Origin of the sequence: Psychromonas ossibalaenae ATCC BAA-1528 (genome assembly GCF_000381745.1) — a bacterium.
Taxonomy (GTDB): domain Bacteria; phylum Pseudomonadota; class Gammaproteobacteria; order Enterobacterales; family Psychromonadaceae; genus Psychromonas; species Psychromonas ossibalaenae.
Genome location: NZ_KB906980.1, coordinates 1 through 23919 on the forward strand (window position 1 = coordinate 1; position 23919 = coordinate 23919).

Annotated in this window: 23 protein-coding genes; 10 read left to right on the forward strand and 13 right to left on the reverse strand. The window is 42.0% G+C overall.

What is annotated here, in order from left to right; translation table 11 throughout:
* Positions 1–352 precede the first annotated feature (352 nt).
* Entirely contained in the window at positions 353–1450 is a 1098-nt protein-coding gene (degS, locus tag G327_RS0108690) for an outer membrane-stress sensor serine endopeptidase DegS (RefSeq protein ID WP_026339271.1), read from the forward strand.
* A 51-nt stretch (positions 1451–1501) separates the two neighbouring features.
* Here the strand turns inward: degS and murA are convergent, their stop codons facing one another.
* The 7 genes from murA to G327_RS0108725 are packed head-to-tail and all read right to left on the reverse strand — an operon-like array spanning position 1502 to position 5995.
* Positions 1502–2761 (reverse strand): UDP-N-acetylglucosamine 1-carboxyvinyltransferase, encoded by a 1260-nt coding sequence (gene murA / locus G327_RS0108695; RefSeq protein WP_019614377.1) that lies wholly within the window; start codon positions 2759–2761, stop codon positions 1502–1504.
* 20 nt (positions 2762–2781) lie between these two features.
* Positions 2782–3030 (reverse strand): BolA family protein, encoded by a 249-nt coding sequence (locus G327_RS0108700; protein ID WP_019614378.1) that lies wholly within the window; start codon positions 3028–3030, stop codon positions 2782–2784.
* An 11-nt stretch (positions 3031–3041) separates the two neighbouring features.
* On the reverse strand, positions 3042–3302 hold the full coding sequence (locus G327_RS0108705) for an STAS domain-containing protein (RefSeq protein WP_157601059.1): 261 nt from the start codon (positions 3300–3302) through the stop codon (positions 3042–3044).
* Positions 3299–3913, reverse strand: a complete 615-nt coding sequence (locus tag G327_RS0108710; protein WP_019614380.1) for an MlaC/ttg2D family ABC transporter substrate-binding protein — start codon at positions 3911–3913, stop codon at positions 3299–3301. Before G327_RS0108710 ends, G327_RS0108705 begins: the two co-directional genes overlap by 4 nt.
* A complete protein-coding gene (gene mlaD, locus G327_RS0108715) occupies positions 3913–4383 on the reverse strand; it encodes an outer membrane lipid asymmetry maintenance protein MlaD (protein ID WP_019614381.1) in 471 nt (156 codons plus the stop codon). Before mlaD ends, G327_RS0108710 begins: the two co-directional genes overlap by 1 nt.
* A 26-nt stretch (positions 4384–4409) precedes the next feature.
* Positions 4410–5189: a lipid asymmetry maintenance ABC transporter permease subunit MlaE gene (gene mlaE, locus G327_RS0108720; RefSeq protein WP_019614382.1), complete on the reverse strand. Its 780-nt coding sequence runs from the start codon at positions 5187–5189 to the stop codon at positions 4410–4412.
* Positions 5186–5995 carry an ATP-binding cassette domain-containing protein gene (locus G327_RS0108725; protein ID WP_019614383.1) on the reverse strand — a complete coding sequence of 270 codons (810 nt, stop codon included), beginning with the start codon at positions 5993–5995 and terminating at the stop codon, positions 5186–5188. Before G327_RS0108725 ends, mlaE begins: the two co-directional genes overlap by 4 nt.
* Before the next feature lie 382 nt (positions 5996–6377).
* On the opposite strand from G327_RS0108725, the gene kdsC reads away from it, so the two are divergent.
* From kdsC to mgtE, 9 genes are all read left to right on the forward strand, one after another.
* Entirely contained in the window at positions 6378–6926 is a 549-nt protein-coding gene (gene kdsC / locus G327_RS0108730) for a 3-deoxy-manno-octulosonate-8-phosphatase KdsC (protein ID WP_019614384.1), read from the forward strand.
* Positions 6927–7490: an LPS export ABC transporter periplasmic protein LptC gene (lptC, locus tag G327_RS0108735; RefSeq protein ID WP_019614385.1), complete on the forward strand. Its 564-nt coding sequence runs from the start codon at positions 6927–6929 to the stop codon at positions 7488–7490. It begins immediately after the preceding gene.
* Positions 7477–8166, forward strand: a complete 690-nt coding sequence (gene lptA, locus G327_RS24285) for a lipopolysaccharide transport periplasmic protein LptA (protein ID WP_019614386.1) — start codon at positions 7477–7479, stop codon at positions 8164–8166. Before lptC ends, lptA begins: the two co-directional genes overlap by 14 nt.
* Positions 8167–8171: 5 nt before the next feature.
* Positions 8172–8897: an LPS export ABC transporter ATP-binding protein gene (gene lptB, locus G327_RS0108745; protein ID WP_019614387.1), complete on the forward strand. Its 726-nt coding sequence runs from the start codon at positions 8172–8174 to the stop codon at positions 8895–8897.
* Positions 8898–8946: 49 nt separating this feature from the next.
* A complete protein-coding gene (locus G327_RS0108750) occupies positions 8947–10392 on the forward strand; it encodes an RNA polymerase factor sigma-54 (protein WP_019614388.1) in 1446 nt (481 codons plus the stop codon).
* A gap of 151 nt (positions 10393–10543) precedes the next feature.
* Positions 10544–10990 (forward strand): PTS IIA-like nitrogen regulatory protein PtsN, encoded by a 447-nt coding sequence (ptsN, locus tag G327_RS0108755; RefSeq protein WP_019614389.1) that lies wholly within the window; start codon positions 10544–10546, stop codon positions 10988–10990.
* A gap of 21 nt (positions 10991–11011) precedes the next feature.
* Positions 11012–11857, forward strand: a complete 846-nt coding sequence (gene rapZ, locus G327_RS0108760) for an RNase adapter RapZ (protein ID WP_019614390.1) — start codon at positions 11012–11014, stop codon at positions 11855–11857.
* 5 nt (positions 11858–11862) lie between these two features.
* The gene (locus tag G327_RS0108765) at positions 11863–12138 is read left to right on the forward strand and encodes an HPr family phosphocarrier protein (RefSeq protein WP_019614391.1); all 276 of its coding nucleotides are present in this window, start codon (positions 11863–11865) and stop codon (positions 12136–12138) included.
* 19 nt (positions 12139–12157) lie between these two features.
* Positions 12158–13516: a magnesium transporter gene (gene mgtE, locus G327_RS0108770; protein WP_019614392.1), complete on the forward strand. Its 1359-nt coding sequence runs from the start codon at positions 12158–12160 to the stop codon at positions 13514–13516.
* 43 nt (positions 13517–13559) lie between these two features.
* On the opposite strand, the gene G327_RS0108775 is transcribed toward mgtE, so the two are convergent.
* The 6 genes from G327_RS0108775 to aceE form a co-directional block, all read right to left on the reverse strand.
* The gene (locus G327_RS0108775; RefSeq protein ID WP_019614393.1) at positions 13560–13928 is read right to left on the reverse strand and encodes a YacL family protein; all 369 of its coding nucleotides are present in this window, start codon (positions 13926–13928) and stop codon (positions 13560–13562) included.
* A 68-nt stretch (positions 13929–13996) separates the two neighbouring features.
* The gene (locus G327_RS0108780) at positions 13997–14830 is read right to left on the reverse strand and encodes a winged helix-turn-helix domain-containing protein (protein ID WP_019614394.1); all 834 of its coding nucleotides are present in this window, start codon (positions 14828–14830) and stop codon (positions 13997–13999) included.
* A 262-nt stretch (positions 14831–15092) separates the two neighbouring features.
* Complete coding sequence (gene acnB, locus G327_RS0108785) at positions 15093–17690, reverse strand: bifunctional aconitate hydratase 2/2-methylisocitrate dehydratase (RefSeq protein WP_019614395.1); 2598 nt, start codon at positions 17688–17690, stop codon at positions 15093–15095.
* 243 nt (positions 17691–17933) lie between these two features.
* Positions 17934–19361, reverse strand: coding sequence for a dihydrolipoyl dehydrogenase (gene lpdA, locus G327_RS0108790; protein WP_019614396.1), 1428 nt, complete (start codon positions 19359–19361; stop codon positions 17934–17936).
* Positions 19362–19476: 115 nt separating this feature from the next.
* Complete coding sequence (gene aceF, locus G327_RS24290; RefSeq protein ID WP_019614397.1) at positions 19477–21084, reverse strand: pyruvate dehydrogenase complex dihydrolipoyllysine-residue acetyltransferase; 1608 nt, start codon at positions 21082–21084, stop codon at positions 19477–19479.
* Positions 21085–21152: 68 nt separating this feature from the next.
* Positions 21153–23816 carry a pyruvate dehydrogenase (acetyl-transferring), homodimeric type gene (gene aceE / locus G327_RS0108800; protein ID WP_019614398.1) on the reverse strand — a complete coding sequence of 888 codons (2664 nt, stop codon included), beginning with the start codon at positions 23814–23816 and terminating at the stop codon, positions 21153–21155.
* Positions 23817–23919 lie beyond the last annotated feature (103 nt).

The following is a 23919-nucleotide window of genomic DNA, read 5'->3' on the forward strand; positions in this document are numbered from 1 at the left end:
TAAAAGCACTGCATTTAGCGGTGCTTTTTTTGTATGGATTTAGGTCATCCGTAAGTTGATTCAGACAATACACTTTTCTTCTGACCACGTTATTACTTAATAACTAAGTACAGAATGGATAGAAGCACTGCATTTAGCGGTGCTTTTTTTGTCTGGATTTCAGTCATCTATGAGTTGATTAAGACAATACACACTTTATTACTGAATAACTAAATATAGAATGATACAAGCACTGCAACTAGCGCTTGTTTTTTAACCTCATACTGCAGAATATACAATAAAATCCCATCCAGCTTTCATTTTGTATATAATCTGCATTTCCTTTTTCCATTTATACTTGGTCATAAAACAGATGAATTTGAAAGCACGGCTGCTGTATTTTGTAAAACCTATTTTCTGGGGCATTATTATTGCCCTGCTGGTCACTAACGGCGCGCAGTTCATTACAGTAATCTCTTCTTTTTTAAAGACTGATACAGTTGCCGGTTACAGTGATGCAGTTAAAAAAGCAGCACCGGCAGTAGTAAACATTTATTCACAGCAGTATCTGGACTCGAGCCTTGATAATCAGCAGCATCTGCAGCCTTCTGAGTTAGGCTCCGGTATTATTGTTGATAAAAAAGGCTACATCCTGACCAACTTTCATGTGGTATCACAAGCCGATCAGATTCTTATTGCGCTGCAGGACGGACGCTTATTTACTGCATCTATTGTCGGCAGTGACCTGATCACGGACCTTGCAGTTCTGCAGATAAAAGGTAACAACCTGCCGGTCATTCCCCAGAATATGCAGTACAAACCTCAAGTGGGTGATATTGTGCTTGCTATCGGCAACCCCTATAACTTAGGACAGACTACCACCCAGGGGATCATCAGCGCAACCGGTCGAAACGGGATGAGCTCTTCGGGGCGTCAGGATTTTCTACAAACCGATGCGGCCATTAATGAAGGTAATTCCGGAGGGGCCCTGATCAACAGTAGGGGAGAGCTAGTAGGCATTAACACTTCTGAATTCTCCAGCAATAATAATGGCTTCAGCAGCGGTATCAGTTTCGCAGTTCCTTACAAACTGTCACGTCGTATTATGCAGAGTCTGATTTCACAAGGACGTGTTATTCGCGGCTCCTTAGGTATTACAGCTGAGAATCTGGATCCGCTTTTAGCTCGATTGTGGGGATTAAAAGCGCAGAACAGCATTATTATCAAAAATATACACCCAGGCGGACCGGCTTCAACAGCAGGTGTGCAAGTCAATGATATTCTTTTAAAAATCGACGGTGTCGAGGTTGAAAACTTAATCATTGCGATGGATAAGGTAGCTGAAATCAAACCCGGTACCAAAGCTGTGTTGACCCTGCTGCGCAAAGGTAATGAAATTGAGCTTGAGGTAGAAATTGGCGAGCTGAATAATATCCAGGCCCTCTCCAGGAAAGAGCAGGATATAGAATAAAAAAAGGGAAGCTTAATGCTTCCCTTTGTATTTAACTGCTAAAATTAAAACCTAATCTTCAATACGTCTAATTTTCGCACCAAGCGGAATCAGTTTATTTTCGATAGCTTCATAACCGCGATCAATATGGTAAATCTCATCAACAATGGTTTCACCATGAGCAATCAAACCTGCAATGACCAGACTTGCTGAAGCACGTAAATCTGTTGCCATCACCTTAGCACCACTTAATTGATCATGATCACCACAAATAGCCAGATTACCATCTAATTCAATATTAGCGCCCATACGCTGCAGCTCAGGAACATGCATAAAGCGGTTTTCAAAAATATTTTCTTTGATAAGCCCAGTACCCGGTGCAACGGTATTTAATACCGTAAACTGCGCCTGCATATCAGTTGGGAATGCAGGGTGTGGTGCAGTGGTAATGTTGACTGATTTTAATTCACGATCAGTCATATCCACTTCAATCCAGTCGTCACCAGTAGTTACTAAAGCTCCTGCTTCTTCCAGCTTCGCCAGCACAGCAGTCAGCAGGTGAGGATTTGTTTTTATACATTTCACCTTACCGCCGCTGACTACGCCTGCAACGAGAAATGTACCGGTCTCAATGCGGTCCGGCTGTATCTGATAAGCACAGTCCCCTAACGACTCAACACCTTCGATAGTCAGCGTATCGCTGCCTGCACCTGATATTTTACCGCCCATGCCGTTAATAAAATTAGCCAGGTCCACAATTTCCGGTTCTTTAGCTGCATTTTCAATAGTAGTAATACCTTCAGCAAGTGCCGCCGCCATCATTAGATTTCCAGTACCAGTAACACTGACCAGATCCATATATAGATGTGCACCTTTCAGACGGCCGTCAACACGCGCTTTAATAAAGCCGTCTTCAACTTTAATGGTTGCGCCCATCTGCTCTAAACCATGAATATGTAAATTCACCGGGCGAGCACCAATGGCGCAGCCGCCGGGCAAAGAAATATCCGCTTCTCCAAACCGGGCAACTAAAGGGCCTAACGCTAAAATTGACGCACGCATACTACGTACAAGTTCATAGGATGCGGTATAATTTTTTACACCAGATGCATTAATATGCACTTTATGACCATCTTGTGATGCATCGGCACCTAACTCTTTTAAAAGCTCAAGTGTTGTCGAAATATCCTTAAGTAAAGGAACATTGCTTAAATTCACATCACCTTTAGATAATAAGCTGGCAAAAAGAATTGGTAATGCTGCATTTTTGGCACCGGAGATTGTAACTTCACCATTTAACCGGCAGCCGCCTTGAATTAAAAACTGACCCATCTAACTATCCTTCCCGCTTACTAAATAAAATGTTTTTGTTTTTGCCACTCATCTGGCGTTAATGCTTTAATTGTTAATGCATGAATTGCATTACTTGCAATCTCTTCAGTTAAAGGTCCGTAAACAACCTGCTGCTTTTTAACCCGGCTTAAATCTGAAAATATTTCTCCGACCGCTATTACTTGAAAGGTACCATTTTCACCTTTAACGATGCATTCATCGAGTACTAATGCCTGCTCTAATTTTTCTTTAATTGTTTCAATATTCATTGAATGCCCCACTATTTGAAGAGAAAACTTACCCCGTATAAATCGGCTAAGATGGTTGTTTTTTCAGGTACCCCGATAAAGGATAAGCCGGGATTCTTAGTTTTTATTTGTACTAAATATGCAAGCCCGGCGGAGTCTATGTTTATTAACTGCTGTAAATCAATTGTTTTGACATCTTGAAAAGCAGCCGCAGATAATCTGCCGGCCGCTAACTCACTTAGTATCAGGGGTCCCGTTAATCTCATTGTCTCGTTATTTATTGTGTTAGTCACGAGGAAAACTCACTGTTTTTTTTCTCTAACAGCTGAATAACATGGTTAATACCTTTTTTCTTAATTAAATCATTAATTTCAGACTGTTTAGTATTAAGCATACTGATCCCTTCTGCTATCACATCAAAAACTTTCCATTCACCGGTTTTCTTGTTTTTTCGTAATTTAAACGCCAGCTGAGTAAGCTGCTCGTTCTGATCTCGGATTCTAACAGGAATACTCACTATTTTCTTATCCATAAAATGCGTGTTGTCTAAAATTTCAATCTGCTGCTGATCGTATTTAATCAAGATATTCCCGTACGCATTCACCAGATAAGTACGAAAGGCCTGCACAAAGTCATTGCGCTGTTCAGCTGAAGTCTTTCTTAAATGACTGCCCATGACTTTATAAGCTGCATATTTATAATCAAAATAGGGAATTAATTCTTCTTCAATAACAACTTGTATATAACCAGGCTCTTTCTGCAGATGCTCTTTTTCGGCATTAATTCGAGAAAAAGTATTAATAGAAACCGAATGAATAACCTGATTCGGATTACTCATATCCACTTCATCGGCAGTGGCCAGACTACTGTACAGCATTAATAAAACAACTGATAAAATTCGCATTAATTATCCTTATTGATTGAGTAAATAAACTGGCCGATTAAGTCTTCAAGCACCAAAGCAGATTTTGTATCTTCGATACTGTCACCGTCCGCTAACATATCTATATCGTCATCAATAAACCCAGGTTGAATACCGATATACTGCTCTCCTAATAAACCAGACGTTAAAATAGCCAAAGAAGATGTTTCCGGGTAAAACCCCGTATTTTCAAACATGGCTAAACGCACCACAGGTGTATAGGTATTTTTATCCAGGTGGATATTTTCCACTCGCCCGACAACAACACCACCAAGCTTAACCGGCGCACGTACCTTTAATCCGCCGACATTTGAAAAATTAGCGTAAAGTGTATAACTGTCGCCCTCTCCTTTAAATGAAACACCAGCAACACTGAAGGCTAATACACCTAAGGAAACCACAGATGCGATAACAAAAGCACCAACCCATAACTCTAGTTTTTTCTGTAACATATTAATTCCAATTATTCCGTAACTGATTATGTGCCGAACATAAATACAGTTAAAATAAAATCCATTGCTAATACTAGTAATGAAGAGACAACAACGGTCTGCGTCGTTGCTTTGCTGATCCCCTGCGCGGTGGGAACAACGTGATAACCGTTATAAAGTGCAACCCAGGTGATCATAACAGCAAAAATGACACTTTTAATAATGCCGTTACCGACATCAGGCAGGTATTCGACACTGCCCTGCATAACTGACCAGTATGCGCCGCCGTCAATGCTCATCCAGCTCACGCCGATTAAGTATCCCCCCCAGATAGCGATAACATTAAACAACAGCGTCAGCATAGGCAGGGTTACAATACCGGCATAAAAACGCGGCGCAATCACCCGCTTCAAAGGGGAAACAGCCATCATCTCCATACTGGCAATCTGCTCTGTACTCTGCATTAAACCAATTTCGGCCGTTAAAGCGGAACCTGCTCGACCAGCAAAAAGCAGGGCGGCAACAACCGGGCCTAATTCACGTAACAGCGACAAAGCCACCATGCTGCCTAAACTCTGTTCAGCGGCATAATCAACTAAAACATAATATCCCTGCAGACCTAAAACCATGCCGATAAACAGACCGGCAGTTAAAATAATCGGCAAAGATAAAATACCGAGCTGAAATACCTGCGCAATGAACAGCGAAAATAGTTTCGGGTGAGGTGCTCCCCAGACAGTACGCAGCAGCAGCAGAGCAGACTTTCCAGCCGTGCGCGTTAACGCTAAACTAAAACGTCCAACGGACCTTACATAAATGCCTATCATTTATTCACCTTGTTCAGATCCGACTGAAAATCATCACTTTTAAAATGAAAAGGTACTGGACCATCACTTCTACCGTGCAGAAACTGCTGTAATAGCGGGTTATCTGTCTGCTGCAGAATGGAATCAGCAGGCCCCTGCGCTATGATTCTCTGCTCTGCTAACACATAAACATTATCAGCAATCGCCAGCACTTCATTAACATCATGAGAAACAATAATAGAGGTAAGGCCCAGTATATCATTAAGCTGCTTGACCAGTTTTAATAATACATTCATAGAAATTGGATCCTGTCCGGTAAAAGGTTCATCATATAAAATCAACTCAGGATCCAATGCTATTGCACGAGCAAGCGCAACTCGTCTTGCCATGCCTCCGGAAAGCTCTGCAGGCTTTAAATCTTTTGCACCGCGCAGTCCGACCGCTTCTAACTTCATTAATACCAGAGTAGAAATTAATGACTCTTCTAGTTGAAAATGCTCCCGCAGCGGGAAAGCAACATTCTCAAATACGCTGAGCTCATTAAATAACGCACCGCTTTGAAATAACATGCCCATTTTTTTACGAGCTTCATACAACATCTTGTTAGAGCAGTTATGGATAGGAATATCATTAAAAATTATCTCACCACTATCCACAGGCAGCTGCCCGCCGATAAGCTTAAGCAGAGTCGTTTTTCCGATACCGCTTGGCCCGAGAATAGCCGTTATTTTGCCGCGCTCAAATTCGAAACATAAATTATCAAATAATAATCGTTCATTTCGAGAGAAGCAGAGATTGTTTATAAAAAGATGGCGTGCCTGTTTCATCGCTAGCTATTATCTATATATCTAAAATTAATCAATATTGTAAGGTTATGCTCATGCATATACAAATAATTAAATTCTGAAATCGTCTGTATTGGCAGCCTTACTGTCCGTTTACTTAAAATGAGCACCTTTTTTAAGTTGTAAGTTTATTTTTCATTAAATAAAATACAGCTGTAAACTTTATTATAAAAACCATGGAAGAAGTTATTCGACAGTTATCACCTGAAGGAAGCTGAGATTTACTTCAGTTATGCCTGTTCTCACGATTTTACTTATACCTCTATTGCTAAACCGGAAATCATTACTCGCGTTGCAGGTGGCATTTTGTTATTTTATTCAACAGCCTTCATTTGCGGCATAATAAGAATTAATCGAGAATAAAATGATCACAACGCCTTACGGACAAGTCAGCACTGAGAATTATCAAAAGGCTGAAAAAATTAAACTGCTTATATGCGATGTTGACGGGGTCTTCTCTGATGGACGCATCTATTTAGGCAACCAGGGTGAAGAGTTAAAAGCTTTTCATACCAAGGATGGCTTCGGCATTAAAGCCATATTAAATATCGGCATCAATGTCGCTATTATCACAGGCCGTCAGTCAAATATTGTTGAAAATAGAATGAAAGCGCTGGGAGTGCCTTACATATTCCAAGGTCAGGAAGACAAATTAACCGTTTATCAGTCTTTATTAACTACACTTAATTTAACACCGCAGCAGGTTGCTTATATTGGAGATGACATGGTTGATCTTCCGGTTATCCGGGACTGTGGCTTAGGTATCGCCGTACAGGACGCTCATCCGCTTGTCTCACAAGGTGCAGACTTAATTACCCATGTTAACGGCGGCTTCGGCGCGGTACGAGAAGTATGCGACCTTTTTTTACAGTGCGCAGATAAACTTGATATCACACAGGGTAAAAGCGAATAGATGAACAAACGCCAGAGCATCCCATTTGTTTTATTATTGGCAGCCTTTTTATTATGGTTATATTTCAAACCAGAAGCAGTGCTGCCAGAATTACCTGAACATCACCCTAGCTATATTGCCAATAATGTAAACAATACTCATTTTGATAAGACAGGTTTAATCAGTCACAAAATTTTTGCAGATAAAGCGACTAGCTTCACTGAAAAAAATATTACAGTCTTTGAGAAACCGAAAGTCATTGTTTATATTTATAATGAAGAAACGGATGATACAACGGTCTGGCAGGTAACGAGTGAAGACGCAGTACTTCACGAACAGAACCGCCTAGAATTAGAAAATAATGTATTTTTGAAAAATCTCAGTTTAGATCAGCTGGTACAGTCTATGGCAACTGAAAAGTTAACGGTTCTACTCGATCAAAACGAGATCAGCAGTGACCTGTTTGTAACCTGGTTAGGGCCGCAGATGAAACAGCAGGGGGTTGGAATGTGGGCCTCTTTAGTGACAGAAGAATTAATTGTTAAAGACCAAATCAAAACGGTATACCTAAATGAAAAAAAATAACCTAAGTATCATATTCAGCATATTCTTCTTTTCATGCTCCAGCTTTGCGCTGCAGTCTGACTTTGATCAGCCGATTAATGTCAGCTCAGTCAGCCAGCATGCGAAAATGAAAAGCAATACAGTTGTCTTTCAAAAAGATGTACTGCTGACTCAGGGCACAATAAAAATCACCGGTGATAAATTGACCGTTATTCGCGGTACAAAACCGAATCATGAAGTGATGACAGCCGAAGGAAAAGTGGCTACTTTTTACCAGACGCAGGATGACGGCAAACCTTTTGATGCGGAAGCAGACAGCATTCGTTATGAGGTTGCCAAAGGTAAAATAACCCTCACAGGTAATGCGCAGGTGAAGCAGCTTGACAGCCAGATCAACGGTGCAAAAATAATTTACTTTCTGGAAACTGAAGAACTGATAGTCAATACCGACCAAAGTAAAGGTGAACGTGTTAAAACTGTATTTTTACCGGCCCAGTTTGAAAAAAATAAAACTAAGCAGCCGGCGGCAGAGCAGTCCGAGAAGAGCAGTGAAAATGCCCCTTCTGATCAAGTAGAAACTAATACTGAAAATATGAGTTCTCATAAATCAGAAATTAACACTGAAAATACAGTCTCAGAAAAAACAGATAAATCAGCAGTCGACACAGAAAACAACACTACAGAAAAAGAAGAATAAGCAAAATGGCTGAATTAATAGCAAAAGGTTTAGTAAAAAGCTACAAAGGCCGCACGGTTGTAAATGGTGTCGCTTTAACGGTAAAAACAGGTGAAATTGTCGGTTTACTTGGTCCGAACGGTGCGGGAAAAACAACGTCATTTTATATGGTGGTAGGTTTAGTTAAACAAGATGAAGGCTCTATCATCATTGATAATGAAGATATTTCTCATCAGCCTATGCATATTCGCGCGCAGAAAGGTATCGGGTACCTGCCCCAGGAAGCCTCAATATTTAGGCGCTTAACAGTGACTGAAAATATTATGGGCATTCTGCAGACACGTAAGGAATTATCTAACCAGCAGCGCGAAGATAAACTAAATACCCTGCTGGAAGAGTTTCATATTACTCATATCCGCGATAATAAAGGCATGAGCCTGTCCGGTGGTGAGCGGCGTCGAGTTGAAATAGCACGGGCACTGGCTACTGAGCCTAAATTTATTCTCTTAGATGAACCATTTGCCGGTGTTGATCCGATATCTGTAATTGATATAAAAAATATTATTCAGCAGCTGCGCGACCGCGGATTAGGTGTATTAATTACCGATCACAACGTACGCGAAACATTAGATGTCTGTCAGCATTCCTATATAGTGAGCCATGGTGAAATTATTGCAGTCGGCACACAAGACGAAATATTAGCGAACGACCATGTAAAACAAGTATATCTTGGCGAAGAATTTAAACTATAGTTTATAATAACTTACACTCTTTATTTCCCGGATTAGGAAAAATATTTTGATGAAACAAGGTTTACAATTGAAAATGGGTCAGCAGCTTGCGATGACCCCTCAATTACAACAGGCAATCAAACTATTACAGCTGTCCACACTGGATCTGCAGCAGGAGATCCAGAATGCACTCGATGAGAATCCGCTCCTTGATCAGGATGACGACAGCAGCATCGAACAGGTAAATAAAGAGCAGGACAGCAGTCAGGTCGATACAGCAGAGGCCTTAACCAAACAAGAGTTTTCTGATGATCTGCCGGCAGATAATAACTGGGAAGAGTCATATACCCCGGTACAGGCAGCTTCGCCGGCTTCAGGTTCGACAAATTTTGATGGTGAAAACACTGTTTATCAGGGAGAGTCATCAGCCTCGCTGCAGGATCATTTGATCTGGCAGATGCAGCTGACTCCTTTTTCTGACAGCGATTTAATGATTGCAACAGCAATTATCGACTCTATCGATGATTCTGGTTATTTAACCACAAGCTGTGAATCTATTTTTGAGAGTCTGGTGAGTGAGGACAACGAGCTTGAATTAGATGAAGTTCAGGTGGTATTAAAACGCATCCAGCATTTTGATCCTATCGGTGTGGCGGCTCGCTCGACACAGGAATGCCTGCAGATACAACTGCGGCACCTACCTGAACAGACTCCATGGCGCAGTGAAGCATTAATGGTGCTGGATTTATATATGGATCTGCTTGGCAACCGCGATTACCGCACGCTGGCTAGAAAAAGTAAGCTAAAGGAAGCACAGTTAGCTGAAGTGATGCGTCTAATTCAGACTTTAGAGCCTAGACCAGGCAATCAGATTGAAGACAGTCAAGCGCAATATATTGTGCCTGATGTTTATGTGAAAAAAATTGCCGGACAGTGGCGGGTATCCTTAAACCCTGACTGTAACCCGAACCTGTCGGTAAACCAGCAGTATGCGGATTTATGCAAAGGTAATATCAGTAAAACAGATTCTCAGTTTATCAAGGGACATCTGCAGGAAGCAAAGTGGTTTATAAAAAGCTTAGAAAGCCGTAACGAAACTCTATTAAAAGTATCAAACTGTATCGTGCAGCAGCAGCAGGCCTTTTTTGAATATGGTCATGAAGCAATGAAACCTATGGTCTTAAATGATGTTGCATTTGAGGTTGAGATGCATGAATCAACCATCTCACGTGTCACTACACAGAAATTTATGCATACTCCAACGGGCATTTATGAACTGAAGTTTTTCTTCTCCAGCCATGTAGCAACGGAAAACGGCGGCGAATGTTCTTCGACCGCTATCCGTGCACTGATCAAAAAGCTGGTTAATGCAGAAATAAGTACGAAACCTTTAAGTGACAATAAAATAACCCAGTTACTTGAAGAGCAGGGAATTAAAGTAGCACGGCGTACCATTGCAAAATACCGGGAGTCACTGGGTATTCCGCCGTCAAATCAGCGAAAACAGCTACTCTAGGTATTAATATACGAGCAGCAGAGCCGCAAAATATATTATGATTAAAATCATTATTATTGTTGATTAATGTTAAGAAACTGCAATTTCTTCATAGCCATTCATCAACAAACTGCTAAACTGGCGCGTTCAGTTACAGCAAATTAAATATAATATGAAAATTTCTAGTTTATTAAATCAAGAATCCGTTTTTAGCCAGACGAACTGCACCAGCAAAAAATGTGCGTTAGAAAAAATCAGCCATATTGCCGGTGAGAAATTAAATATCGATCCGCAGATATTATTTAATAATTTAATCGCCCGCGAAAAAATCGGTTCAACCGGCGTAGGATCAGGCATAGCCATCCCACACGTAAAGATTGACAGCTCACTGCCCGCCACTGCCGTATTTATACAATGTGATTCGGGCATCGATTACGATTCATATGATGGTAATAAGGTAGATATCCTTTTTGCTATTTTTGTGCCGGAAGACCGCTGTAAAGAATACCTGGCGGCACTTGCTGAAATCAGTAAAAAACTGTTAGATAAACCTTTTTTACGTCAATTACGTAACGCTGAAAGTAATGAGGCTTTATTCAAGTTACTGCAGACAAACTAACATGCTCAAGTTGGAATAAAAATGAAATTAATAATCATTAGCGGACGCTCCGGCTCAGGAAAAACCATCGCACTACATGTGCTTGAAGATTTAGGTTATAACTGTATCGACGGTGTCCCGTTCCAACTGCTTGAACAACTGATCGATACCATTGATGCAGAAAATAATAAAGTGGCGATTAGCCTGGATGTTCGCAATTTACCTACCGAAACATCTGCAATAGAGCAGCTGCTTGCTTCATTGAAAAATAAAATTGCTATCGAAATAATTTATATTGATGCAATAACAACTGAATTAATCCGCCGTTACAGTGAAACGAGACGGCTTCACCCGCTGTCTAAACAAAAATTATCCCTGTCTCAAGCGCTTGAGCTTGAAAATGAACTGCTCCAGCCAATTCGTTCCTGTGCAGCCTTATCAGTCGATACAACAACACTGTCTATCCATAATTTAAGTGAGCGTATTAAGATTCATCTACAGGGGTCATCCAAAAGCAAGCTGCTGATTATATTTCAGTCTTTCGGCTTTAAATATATGCACCCGGAAGATGCTGATTATATTTTTGATGTACGGTTTCTACCAAACCCGCACTGGGAACCAGAATTACAAAAATTCAGCGGTTTAGATCAGCCGATTAAAGATTATCTTGATTCTTTCAGTCTGGTAAAACAGACCGCTAACCAGATTGAAAACCTTTTTCATTCCTGGCTGCCTCACCTTGAAACCAATAACCGTAACTACGTGACAATTGCAATCGGCTGTACAGGCGGAAAACACCGTTCCGTTTACCTGACGGAGCAAATTGCGGCGCGTTTCAAACAAAAATACCAGGTACAAATTGAGCATAAGTGCTTAAAGGAGCAATAAAATAAGTGGATATCATCAAACAAACTATTACAATACAAAACAAATTAGGTCTACACACTCGTGCAACCATTAAACTTGTTGAATTAGTTAATTCTTTTGATGCAACCATTATAATCAAGCATCAAGGTAAACAGGCAGATGCCGACAGTGTACTTGGTTTACTGGTTTTAGAAACATGTTACGGCCAGGAAATTGAAATATTAGCAAAAGGAACAGAGGCGAAGCAGGCAATGCTTGCGGTCACTAAGCTGATAGAAGATAAGTTTTTAGAAGAAGAATAATAATACAGGAGCTTACGTAATGCTGGAAAATACCGACACACAAAATGCCCAGCAACGCCTCCAAGAAGTGAATAAAGCCCTCGAAAGCGGCATGTTTGTACTCGCGCGCAGCATTCTTGAAAAAATGCCGGCTTGTGATGTTGCTCTGCTGCTCGAATCCTCCCCCCCTGCCAATCGTAAAGTTTTATGGAATTTAACCGATCACGACCAGCAGGGTGAAATACTGGAAGAATTAAACGAAGATGCTAAAGACGGCATTATCAGTTTAATGGGTGCTGCTAACTTGGTCGCGGCAACAGAGGGTATGGATACAGATGACCTTGCTTATATCCTGCGAGGCATCCCGGACAGTCTTTATCAAGCAGTACTGCAGCAGATGGATGCTCAGGACAGGCACCGTGTAGAGCAGGCACTTGCCTACCCGGAAGATACTGCCGGCTCAATAATGAATACCGATACTATCACCCTGCGCCCGGATGTTTCCATTGATGTTGTATTACGTTATCTGCGCTTAAAAGGTGAACTGCCGGAAGCAACCGATACTCTTTATGTGGTTGATGAAGATGATCAGTTAATCGGTGACGTCCCTCTTTCTACTTTGCTGACCGTCGACCCCTCTCTTTCTGTTGCCCAGGTGATGGATAATAAAACCGAAACGTTACTCGCTGAGATGGATGAAACTGAAATAGCCAAACTGTTCGAACGTCATGACTGGATTTCAGCCCCCGTTGTTGACGCCCAAAACCACCTTCTTGGCCGTATTACCATCGATGATGTTGTTGACATCATCCGTGAGAATGCTGAGCATTCTATGATGGGTATGGCGGGCATGGATGATGACGAAGATACTTTTGCTCCTATTCTGCCAAGTACAAAACGCCGCACCGTTTGGCTTTCGATTAATTTAATTGCGGCATTTATCGCGGCCTCTGTCACGAATATGTTTGAAGCAACATTAGAGCAGATGGCAACACTTGCAATATTAATGACCATAGTGCCAAGCATGGGCGGTATTGCCGGTAATCAGACTCTTGCTTTAGTTATCCGCGGGATTGCTGTCGGCCATATAGGCAGTGGCAATACTAAATGGTTAATCGGCAAAGAAGCTGCTGTCGGCATTCTTAATGGCTTGATCTGGGCATTTTTAGTAGCGACTGCTGTTACCCTGTGGAAAGGCGATATTTCCGTTGGTTTAATCATTGGCGGCGCTATGTTTATCAATCTATCAGCGGCCGGAATAGCAGGGGTCACCATCCCGCTGATTATGCATAAATATAAAATAGATCCCGCACTTGCCGGCGGTATGGCTTTAACAACGGTAACCGATGTTATCGGCCTGTTTTCTTTCTTAGGTATGGCGACATTAGTATTAAGTTAGTAAGTTTACTGCAATGACAGGTGTGTCATTGCAGTTTCCCCCCTTATCCCTGGATAAATTCTAACCAGGACTCAAGTAGATTTAAAAAATCTTCCAGACCGCAGCAGGCCTCAATTTCCAGATCATAAAAACTCCAGTCATCCTGCAGGTCACTGTCATCATCATTATTTAACAAACTGTGATTAATAACCTGCGCTTCTTCCTGATTAAGTAAAAGTGAAAATTCACTACCGACTAACTTAACCTCAGTAATTTCCCGCTGCTGCAGCTGCACTACCTGAGTAAGTAAGCCTTCTATCCAGTTCAGCGCCTGCCCTTCTTGTTCCAACCAGGTGGCAAATGCTTCATGTCCCATCGATAACTTAACCGTAGCCTGACCGGTAATAAAATCTTTTCTAAAATCAAATTCCATAATTTCTCTTTAAAGCAAAAAAGGCCCTAACGTTTCCGCTAGAGCCTTTTTACAGAATAAATGAATCTTTATTCGTTAACAGCTTTTGCTTGTGCAAGTACTTCTAATACGTCTGTTGGTACAAGCTCATAAGCAGCTTGAGGTTTTAAAACAACATTTGATTTATTTGCAACCATTAACATCTGTTTTAGACGGTTAGCCTCAAATGGTTTCAATAATAATCCCTGAACGTCTAATAAACTGTTCAGGCCAAGCAGCTCACGCTGCACATCAAAGTGTGAACTTAAAATGCTGATATCAGCAGATGCAGAAGTCTGACCCGTACGGATACGCTTGATCAGTTCAACACCGGCACTGTTTTCAAGCAGTGTGTCAACAATAACCAGATCAAAATCCTGCAGTGCAACAGAACGTTCAGCTTCAATAGTTGTTGCAACACCTTCAACATAAGAAACTTCTAAACTTTCAAGTTGTTCAATTAACTCAATACGTTCAGCAGCCTGACCTTCAACAACTAACACCTTCATGCTGTTAATCGCATTAGCAGAAACTTCAGACTGTACCATTGGTGATACTTGATTTTCAGAAATACCAACACCTTCCATGCGCGCGATATAACCGCGTTTAGGAATGGTAGAAATATTTAAACCATGCAGACTCAACGTACCGATGCTTTTACGCAGCTGAGAAATATGCTGGTTAATAGTATGGTCAGTAACCAAGCGGCCCCACACGTGTTGAGCGAGATCTTCGCGCGTTACAACTGTGTTAACATTTTTACATAAGAAATGTAATAGTGATGTACGTAAAGGACCCAGGTAAACCTTACGGCTTCCATGGATTAAACTGTTTTGACTTGTATCTATGTGGTATTCACCCACGACTAAACTTTTCTCTAACATAATAGTACCCATTCTATAGATTTACGTTAATAGTAATTTATTATTGCGGGCTGTTTCGACAGCCTCTGTTTTTTATCATCGTTAATAATTTTATCAAATTTTGGTGAAAAAACAAACTAAATTGCATTTGTTAACGTTTTTGTCACAGTTTTTTGCTTTACAAACTAAGTTTATTAACTAGCTACAGACAAAAAAACCCCATTCTCAAATAAGAATAGGGTTTTAATTGAAAGACTTACAATCAATTTAAGAAGTTAAAAAATTATTCCTCTTTTATTGAAATAATTGTCTCTGCTTTATCAGTATAACTCTTAATTTGATCAAAATTAAGGTATCTATAAGTTTCAGCAGCAACTGCATCTAACGATTTTGCATATTTCATGTATTCCTCTACCGATGGTAATTTACCTTCTATAGCAGCTACTGCCGCTAATTCAGCAGAGCTTAAATATACGTTAGCACTGTTACCTAAACGGTTCGGGAAATTACGGGTAGAAGTAGAAACAACTGTTGTATTATCACCTACGCGCGCCTGATTACCCATGCATAAAGAGCAGCCCGGCATTTCGGTACGAGCACCAACTTTACCAAAAATGCTGTAATAACCTTCGTCAGAAAGCTGAGCCGCGTCCATTTTCGTCGGCGGAGCCACCCACAAACGAGTAGGTAATTGACCTTTATATTTTTCAAGTAAATTACCAGCAGCACGGAAATGTCCAATATTGGTCATACATGAACCGATAAATACTTCATCTATCTGCTGTCCAGCAACTTCTGACAGCAGTTTTACATCATCAGGATCATTCGGACATGCAACAATCGGCTCTTTTATGTCATTTAAATTAATGTCGATAACAGCTGCATATTGTGCATCTTTATCTGCTTCCATTAACTGCGGATCAGCAAGCCAGGCTTCCATCTCTTCAATACGACGAGTAATCGTACGAACGTCACCGTAACCTTCCGCAATCATCCATTTAAGCATAACTATGTTGGAATTTAAGTATTCAATAATAGGCTCTTTATCCAGCTTAATAGAACAACCAGCAGCGCTTCGCTCTGCAGATGAATCTGAAAGCTCAAAAGCCTGCTCAACTTTTAATGTTGAAAGCCCTTCGATTTCAAGTACTCTACCGGAGAAAACATTAATCTTACCTGCTTTATCAACAGTTAAATGACCGTCTTTTATTGCCTGATGCGGAATCGCATTAACCAGATCACGTAATGTGATACCCGGCTGGATTTCACCTTTAAAACGAACGAGTACTGATTCCGGCATATCTAAAGGCATAACTCCAGTAGCAGCAGCAAAGGCAACTAAACCAGAACCGGCAGGGAAAGAGATACCAATAGGGAAACGCGTATGAGAATCACCACCGGTACCAACAGTATCAGGCATCAGCATACGGTTTAACCATGAATGGATAACACCGTCACCAGGTCTCAGTGATACGCCGCCACGGTTCATAATAAAATCCGGCAGAGTATGATGGGTGATCACATCAATAGGTTTCGGATAAGCCCCCGTATGACAGAAAGACTGCATAACCAGATCCGCAGAGAAACCTAAACAGGCTAAATCTTTAAGCTCATCACGTGTCATTGGACCCGTAGTGTCCTGTGAACCAACAGTGGTCATTTTAGGCTCGCAGTACTGACCAGCACGAACGCCGTCGGTACCGCATGCTTTACCGACCATTTTCTGCGCCAGCGTATAACCTTTTGTTGAAACCTCTGCATCAACAGGCAGCTCAAACACCGTGGAAGCTTCAAGCCCCAAAGATTTACGAGCCCGCTCAGTCAGACCACGGCCGATAATTAATGGAATACGGCCGCCGGCACGCACTTCATCAAGAATAATATTTGTTTTTAATACGAACTCAGAAACGACTTCGCCCGTCGCACTGTTTTTTACCATACCGTGATGCGGGTAGATATCAATAACATCCCCCGTATTTAACGCGCTGACATCCATTTCGATCGGCAGTGCACCGGAATCTTCCATGGTATTAAAGAAAATAGGGGCTATTTTATTACCGATACAGACACCGCCGGCACGTTTATTTGGTACAAACGGGATATCATTACCCATAAACCATAAAACTGAGTTAGTTGCAGACTTACGAGATGAGCCCGTACCAACAACATCACCAACATAAACTAAAGGATGTCCCTGCGCTTTTAATGCTTCAAGCTGCTTAACCGGACCAACAACACCTTCCTGATCCGCATTAATCCCGTCACGAGAGATTTTTAACATCGCCAGTGCGTGCAGCGGAATATCAGGACGAGACCAGGCATCAGGAGCCGGTGACAGATCATCGGTATTGGTTTCGCCGCTTACTTTAAATACCGTCATAGTAATTTTTTCGGCAACCGTTGGTTTTTCAGTAAACCACTGCGCATCAGCCCATGACTGGATAACCTGCTGTGCAAAAGCATTACCTGCTTTTGCTTTTTCTTCAACGTCATAAAAAGAATCAAACATTAACAGGGTGTGCGACAGCGCAGTTACTGCCAGCGGTGCAAGCGCTTCATTATCAAGCTGAGTTATCAAGGCTTCGATATTGTAACCGCCCTGCATCGTGCCCAGCAGCTTAACGGCATGCTCTGGATGAACAATCGGTGAGATCACTTCACCGGCTGCAATGGCAGATAAAAAACCGGCTTTTACGTAAGCAGCTTCATCAACACCGGGAGGAATACGGTTTTCTAAGAGATCAATCAGGAAGACTTCTTCACCTAATGGTGGATTTTTCAACAGTTCAACGAGTGCGGCAGTCTGCTCAGCATTCAAAGGTTGTGGAACAATACCCTGTTCGGCACGTTCAGCGACATGTTTACGATAAGCTTCTAGCACAATAGTAACCTCTTGTTTTAGCGAAATTCTTCGCTTTTATTGGAATCGTTATTTTACTTTACTGTTATTTGGCGCAAAGTATATCGCATCATCTGCACAAATAAAACGCATGCCCCTCCAGCCCCTTTATTAAGTTACAAAAATGTTAACACCGTCTGCACAACAAAAAACCTGCTATGCGGTCAATTTCAGATAAAAAAAAGACAGCTCAATGAGCTGTCTTAACAATAAACCTGGTGTAGGTTACTTACGTTTGACCGCTTTAGCATTAGGAAGGTCAGTAATTGAACCTTCATAAATTTCGGCTGCCAGCCCCACTGATTCGTGCAGTGTAGGATGCGCATGGATTGTTAATGCAATATCTTCGGCATCACAACCCATTTCGATTGCCAGACCGATTTCACCTAATAATTCACCCGCATTTGAACCAACCACAGCACCACCGATTACGCGGTCCGTTTCTTTATCAAAGATAAGCTTAGTTAAACCGTCAGAGCAGTCTGAAGCGATTGCACGACCAGAAGCCGCCCAAGGGAATACGGCTTTCTCATAGTTAATGCCCTGCTCTTTGGCTTCTTTTTCAGTTAAACCAACCCAGGCCATTTCTGGTTCAGTATAAGCAATTGAAGGAATCGTTTTCGGATCAAAGTAATGTTTCTTACCGGAAATAACTTCAGCGGCAACATGCCCTTCATGCACACCTTTATGCGCAAGCATAGGCTGACCGACAATATCGCCGATTGCATGAATATGTTCAACATTAGTGTGCATCTGCTTGTCAACTTCGATGAAACCACGCTCAGTCACAGTAATGCCTGCTTTTTCAGCATCCAGAGACAGACCGTTTGGTACACGGCCGACGGCAACTAATACTGCATCGTAGGCTTTTTCTTCTGCAGGAGCATTTTTACCTTCAAATGAAACATAAAGCGCATCTTCTTTCGCATCAACCGCGGTCACTTTGGTTTCCAGCATGATGTTAAATTTATTTTTCACTTTTTTAGTATAAATCTGCACAATATCTTTATCTGCAGCCGGCACCAGCTGGTCTGCAAACTCAACAACATCAACATCTGAACCCAGTGATTTATATACAGTCCCCATTTCCAGACCTATGATACCGCCGCCTAAAATAAGCAGACGTTTCGGTACGCAGCGAAGCTCTAATGCATCAGTTGAATCCCAGACACGGTGATCATCATGTGGAATAAACGGTAATTTAACCGGGCGGGAACCAGCAGCGATGATCGCATTATCAAAGTTAACCGTGGTTTTTTCATCTTCGCCCTGCACAACAATCGTATTAGCGCCGGTAAATTTACCAAAACCGTTTACCACGGTCACTTTACGCATTTTAGCCATGCCTTTCAGGCCGCCGGTCAGCTGTGAAACAACTTTGTCTTTCCAGATGCGGATTTTATCCACGTCTGTTGAAGGTTCACCGAATAATACGCCGTGTTCAGAAAGTGCTTTAGCTTCTTCAATCACCTTTGAAACATGTAACAGGGCTTTTGACGGGATACAGCCGACATTTAAACAAACACCGCCAAGTGTGCTGTATTTTTCGATTAATACGGTTTCTAAGCCTAGATCAGCTGCACGGAATGCTGCTGAGTAACCAGCAGGGCCTGAGCCTAATACCACAACTTGTGCTTTAATTTCTTTACTCATTTTGACCTCTATTATTAGCGTTTACGCTAGAAAAACGACTGAAGTTTTTCGAGTCTATTTAATTGTTAAACAAATGCAAAATAAAAGGTCGACAAATGCCGACCTGTTAACATTATTATAAAATTAATGTACGTAAATCAGATAGGTAGTTATTGACTGCGGTAATGAAACGCGCACCGTCAGCACCATCGATCACACGATGATCGTATGAAAGAGCTAGAGGAACCATTAAGCGAGGTTCAAACTCTTTACCATTCCATAATGGTTTCATTGCCGATTTAGAAACACCTAAAATAGCCACTTCCGGTGCATTTACGATAGGTGTAAACTGTGTACCACCAATACCGCCAAGACTGGAAATTGTCATGCTTCCGCCCTGCATATCTTTAGTTGTTAATTTACCTGCACGTGCTTTCTTAGATATTTCACCGATTTCACGACAAATATCATAAATACCTTTGTTTAATACATCTTTCACAACCGGAACAACCAGACCGTTTGGTGTATCTACCGCAATACCGATATTGAAATATTTTTTCAGAATTAAACTTTCACCGTCTTCAGATAATGAAGAGTTGAAGTTAGGGTACTGCTGCAGCGCTTTAGCAACAGCTTTCATCATAAATACCAGCGGGCTGATTTTAACACCTAAATCTTGTTTTGCAGCAATGGCATTCTGTTCTTTACGGAATGCTTCTAAATCCGTGATATCTGCTTCATCAAATTGAGTAACATGCGGAATCGTTACCCAGTTACGGTGCAGAGTCGGGCCGGATATTTTCTGAATGCGGGATAACGGTTTAACTTCAATTTCACCAAATTTAGAGAAATCAATGCTAGGTGAAGCGATTACCTGCAGACCATTTCCGCCGCCGGTTACCGTAGATGCCGTTGCTTTAGGACGAGATAATTCGTATTTAACAAATGCCTGAACGTCTTCTTTTAAGATACGTTTCTTACGACCGGTGCCAGTTACTTTTAGTAAATCAACACCAAACTCACGAGACAAACGGCGCACAGAAGGAGAAGCATGAATTGCCCCGCCTTTGGTCTGCTCATTTGACGCAGGGTGGTATGAAACAGGCGGTGCTTTTGGCGCAGGAGCTGCCGATACTGCTTTTGGTGCTTCAACAGGAGCAGAAACAACAGGAGCTGGAACGCCGCCTTCACTTAGCGTTTCAACAATCAGTATTAATGTGCCTTCAGAAACTTTATCACCAGCAGCAATTTTAACTTCTTTAACGATTCCGGCAAACGGTGCAGGTACGTCCATTGACGCTTTATCACCTTCAACGCTAAGAATGTCCTGCTCAGCTTCAATGCTGTCACCAACAGAAACCAAGACTTCAGTTACTTCAACTTCATCACCACCGATATCCGGTACGCAGACTTCTTTTAATTCATTAACCGATGCAGCCGCTGTTTCAGCTTTAACTTCAGCAGCGGGAGCAGCTTCTACAACAGGAGCAGCAGCTGAACTGTCGCCGGCAGCTTCAACAATCAGTACAACATGACCTTCAGAGATACTGTCACCGACGTTTACTTTGATTTCTTTAACAACACCGGCAACTGAAGACGGGACATCCATTGCGGCTTTATCACCTTCAACAGACAGAATATCCTGATCTAAGTCGATAGTATCACCAACAGAAACTAAAATTTCAGTGATATCAGCTGCATCAGCGCCGATATCAGGCAGTAAAAATTCTTTTAATTCAGACATAATAATTTTTCCTAATCAATAAAAACAGTTAAGCCATGCTGATAAGCATGGCTAAGACTTAGTTTTATTTACGCTAATAACGGGTTGATTTTGTTTACATCGATATCAAATTTAGCGATTGCTTGTGTTACCACGGAGCGCTCAACTTCACCTGATTTAGCAAGTTCATGCAGCGTCGCAACAACCACATAACCTGCATTAACTTCAAAATGGCGGCGTAAGTTTTCACGGCTGTCACTGCGGCCGAAACCATCAGTACCTAATACGCGGTATGTACCTGGTACATAAGCACGTACCTGTTCAGCGTATGATTTCATGTAGTCCGTACATGCAACTGTTAATACATTCTCTTCAAGCTGCTCAGTAATGTACGCTTTAACTTCTTTCGCTTCCGGGTTAAGCATATTGATGCGGTCAACAGCCTGGCCGTCACGTGCTAACTCGTTAAACGATGTTGCACTGAATACCGTTGAATCAATACCGTAATCATCGCTAAGAATCTGCGCGGCTTTACGTACTTCAAGCATAATAGTACCTGAGCTAAGCAGCTGTACTTTCGCTTTGCCTGAACCTTTAACTTCGTCCAGTTTGTAGATACCTTTACGGATCCCTTCTTCAACGCCTTCCGGCATTTCCGGCTGCACATAGTTTTCATTCATAACAGTCAGGTAGTAGAAGATATCTTCCTGATCATCATACATACGTTTCATACCGTCCTGTACGATAACCGCTACTTCATAACCGTAAGTCGGGTCATAAGTAATACAGTTAGGAATAACGCCCGCCTGAATGTGGCTGTGGCCGTCTTCATGCTGCAGACCTTCACCGTTCAGTGTTGTACGTCCCGCTGTTCCACCGATCATGAAACCACGCGCACGCTGATCACCGGCAGCCCAGGCCATATCACCGACACGCTGGAATCCAAACATTGAGTAGTAGATGTAGAAAGGAATCATCGGCATATCATTGGTACTGTATGATGTTGCGGCGGCAACCCAGTCACACATAGCACCCAGCTCATTGATACCTTCCTGAAGTACCTGACCTTTCGTATCTTCACGATAGTAAGCAACCTGCTCACGATCCTGCGGCGTATATTTCTGACCTTCACGCGAGTAGATACCCACTTGACGGAACAGACCTTCCATACCGAATGTACGTGCTTCATCAGGGATGATAGGTACGATATGTTTACCAATTGCTTTATCTTTAAGCAGTGCAGTTAATACACGAACAAAAGCCATAGTTGTTGAAATTTCACGACCGTTTGAACCGGCAAGTAATGCTTTAAACAAGCTTAGTTTTGGAATATCTAACTCAACAGTCGTCTGCATACGACGTTTCGGCAGGAAACCGCCTAACGCTTCACGACGAGCTGTCATGTACTTAACTTCTTCAGACTCTGGTCCCGGATGATAATAAGGCAGTGACTCAAGATCTGCATCGGCAACCGGAATATTAAAACGATCACGGTAATGTTTAATCGAATCCAGCGGCATTTTCTTAACACCGTGAGCGATATTTTTACCTTCACCCGCATCACCCATGCCGTAACCTTTAACAGTTTTAACCAGAAGTACGCTTGGACGACCTTTAGTTTCTGCTGCTTTTTTGTAAGCGGCATAAACTTTAAACGGGTCATGACCACCGCGGTTTAAGCGGTAAATGTCGTCATCTGACATATTAGCAACCATAGCCGCTGTTTCCGGGTATTTACCGAAGAAGTGCTTACGTGTGTAAGCTCCGCCTTTGGCTTTAAAGTTCTGGTATTCACCATCAACAGTTTCTTCCATCAGCTGCAGCAGTTTACCCGTCGTATCCTGTGCAAGCAGTGCATCCCAGTAACGTCCCCAGACAACTTTGATAACTTCCCAGCCTGCGCCGCGGAATGTACCTTCAAGTTCCTGAATGATTTTACCGTTACCACGAACAGGGCCGTCAAGACGCTGCAGGTTACAGTTAACAACGAACACTAAGTTATCTAGTTTTTCACGAGATGCCATACCGATCGCGCCTAGCGCTTCCGGCTCATCAATCTCGCCGTCACCTAGATATGCGTAAACTTTCTGCTGTGAGCAGTCTTTAATACCACGATCCGTTAGGTACTTAAGGAAACGTGCCTGGTAAAGTGCAGAGATTGGACCAAGGCCCATAGATACTGTCGGGAACTGCCAGTATTCAGGTAATAATTTAGGATGCGGGTATGAAGGAATACCTTTACCGTCAACTTCCTGACGGAAGTTATTTAACTGATCTTCACTAATACGGCCTTCAAGGAATGAACGCGAGTAGATACCCGGTGCAATATGTCCCTGGAAGTAAACTAAATCACCGCCGTCAATATCGCTTGGACCACGGAAGAAATGGTTAAATGCAACATCATAGATTGTCGCAGAAGACGCAAAGCTTGAGATGTGACCACCTAGTTCTAAATCTTTCTTAGAAGCACGTAATACTGTAATCAGAGCATTCCAACGGATAATCGAACGGATACGCTGCTCTAATGGTAAATCACCAGGGAAATGAGGTTCTTGACCCGGAGTAATCGTATTGATGTAAGCAGTTGTAGAGTTGAATGGCAGATGACCACCACTACGACGTGTTTTATCAATTAATTTCTCAAGTAAAAAATGAGCACGATCTGTGCCTTCTTCTTCAATTATCGCTTCAAGCGCTTCAAGCCACTCAGAAGTTTCCTGCGAATCAATATCACTGTTTAAGATGTCAGTCATGACACTTTCCTTATATAGCACTAGGTAATCTCAGCCGTTAAGCTAAGCGTTAAATTTCATAACTATTTAGATTGACCCACTACCTGTGGTTTATGCCATCCCG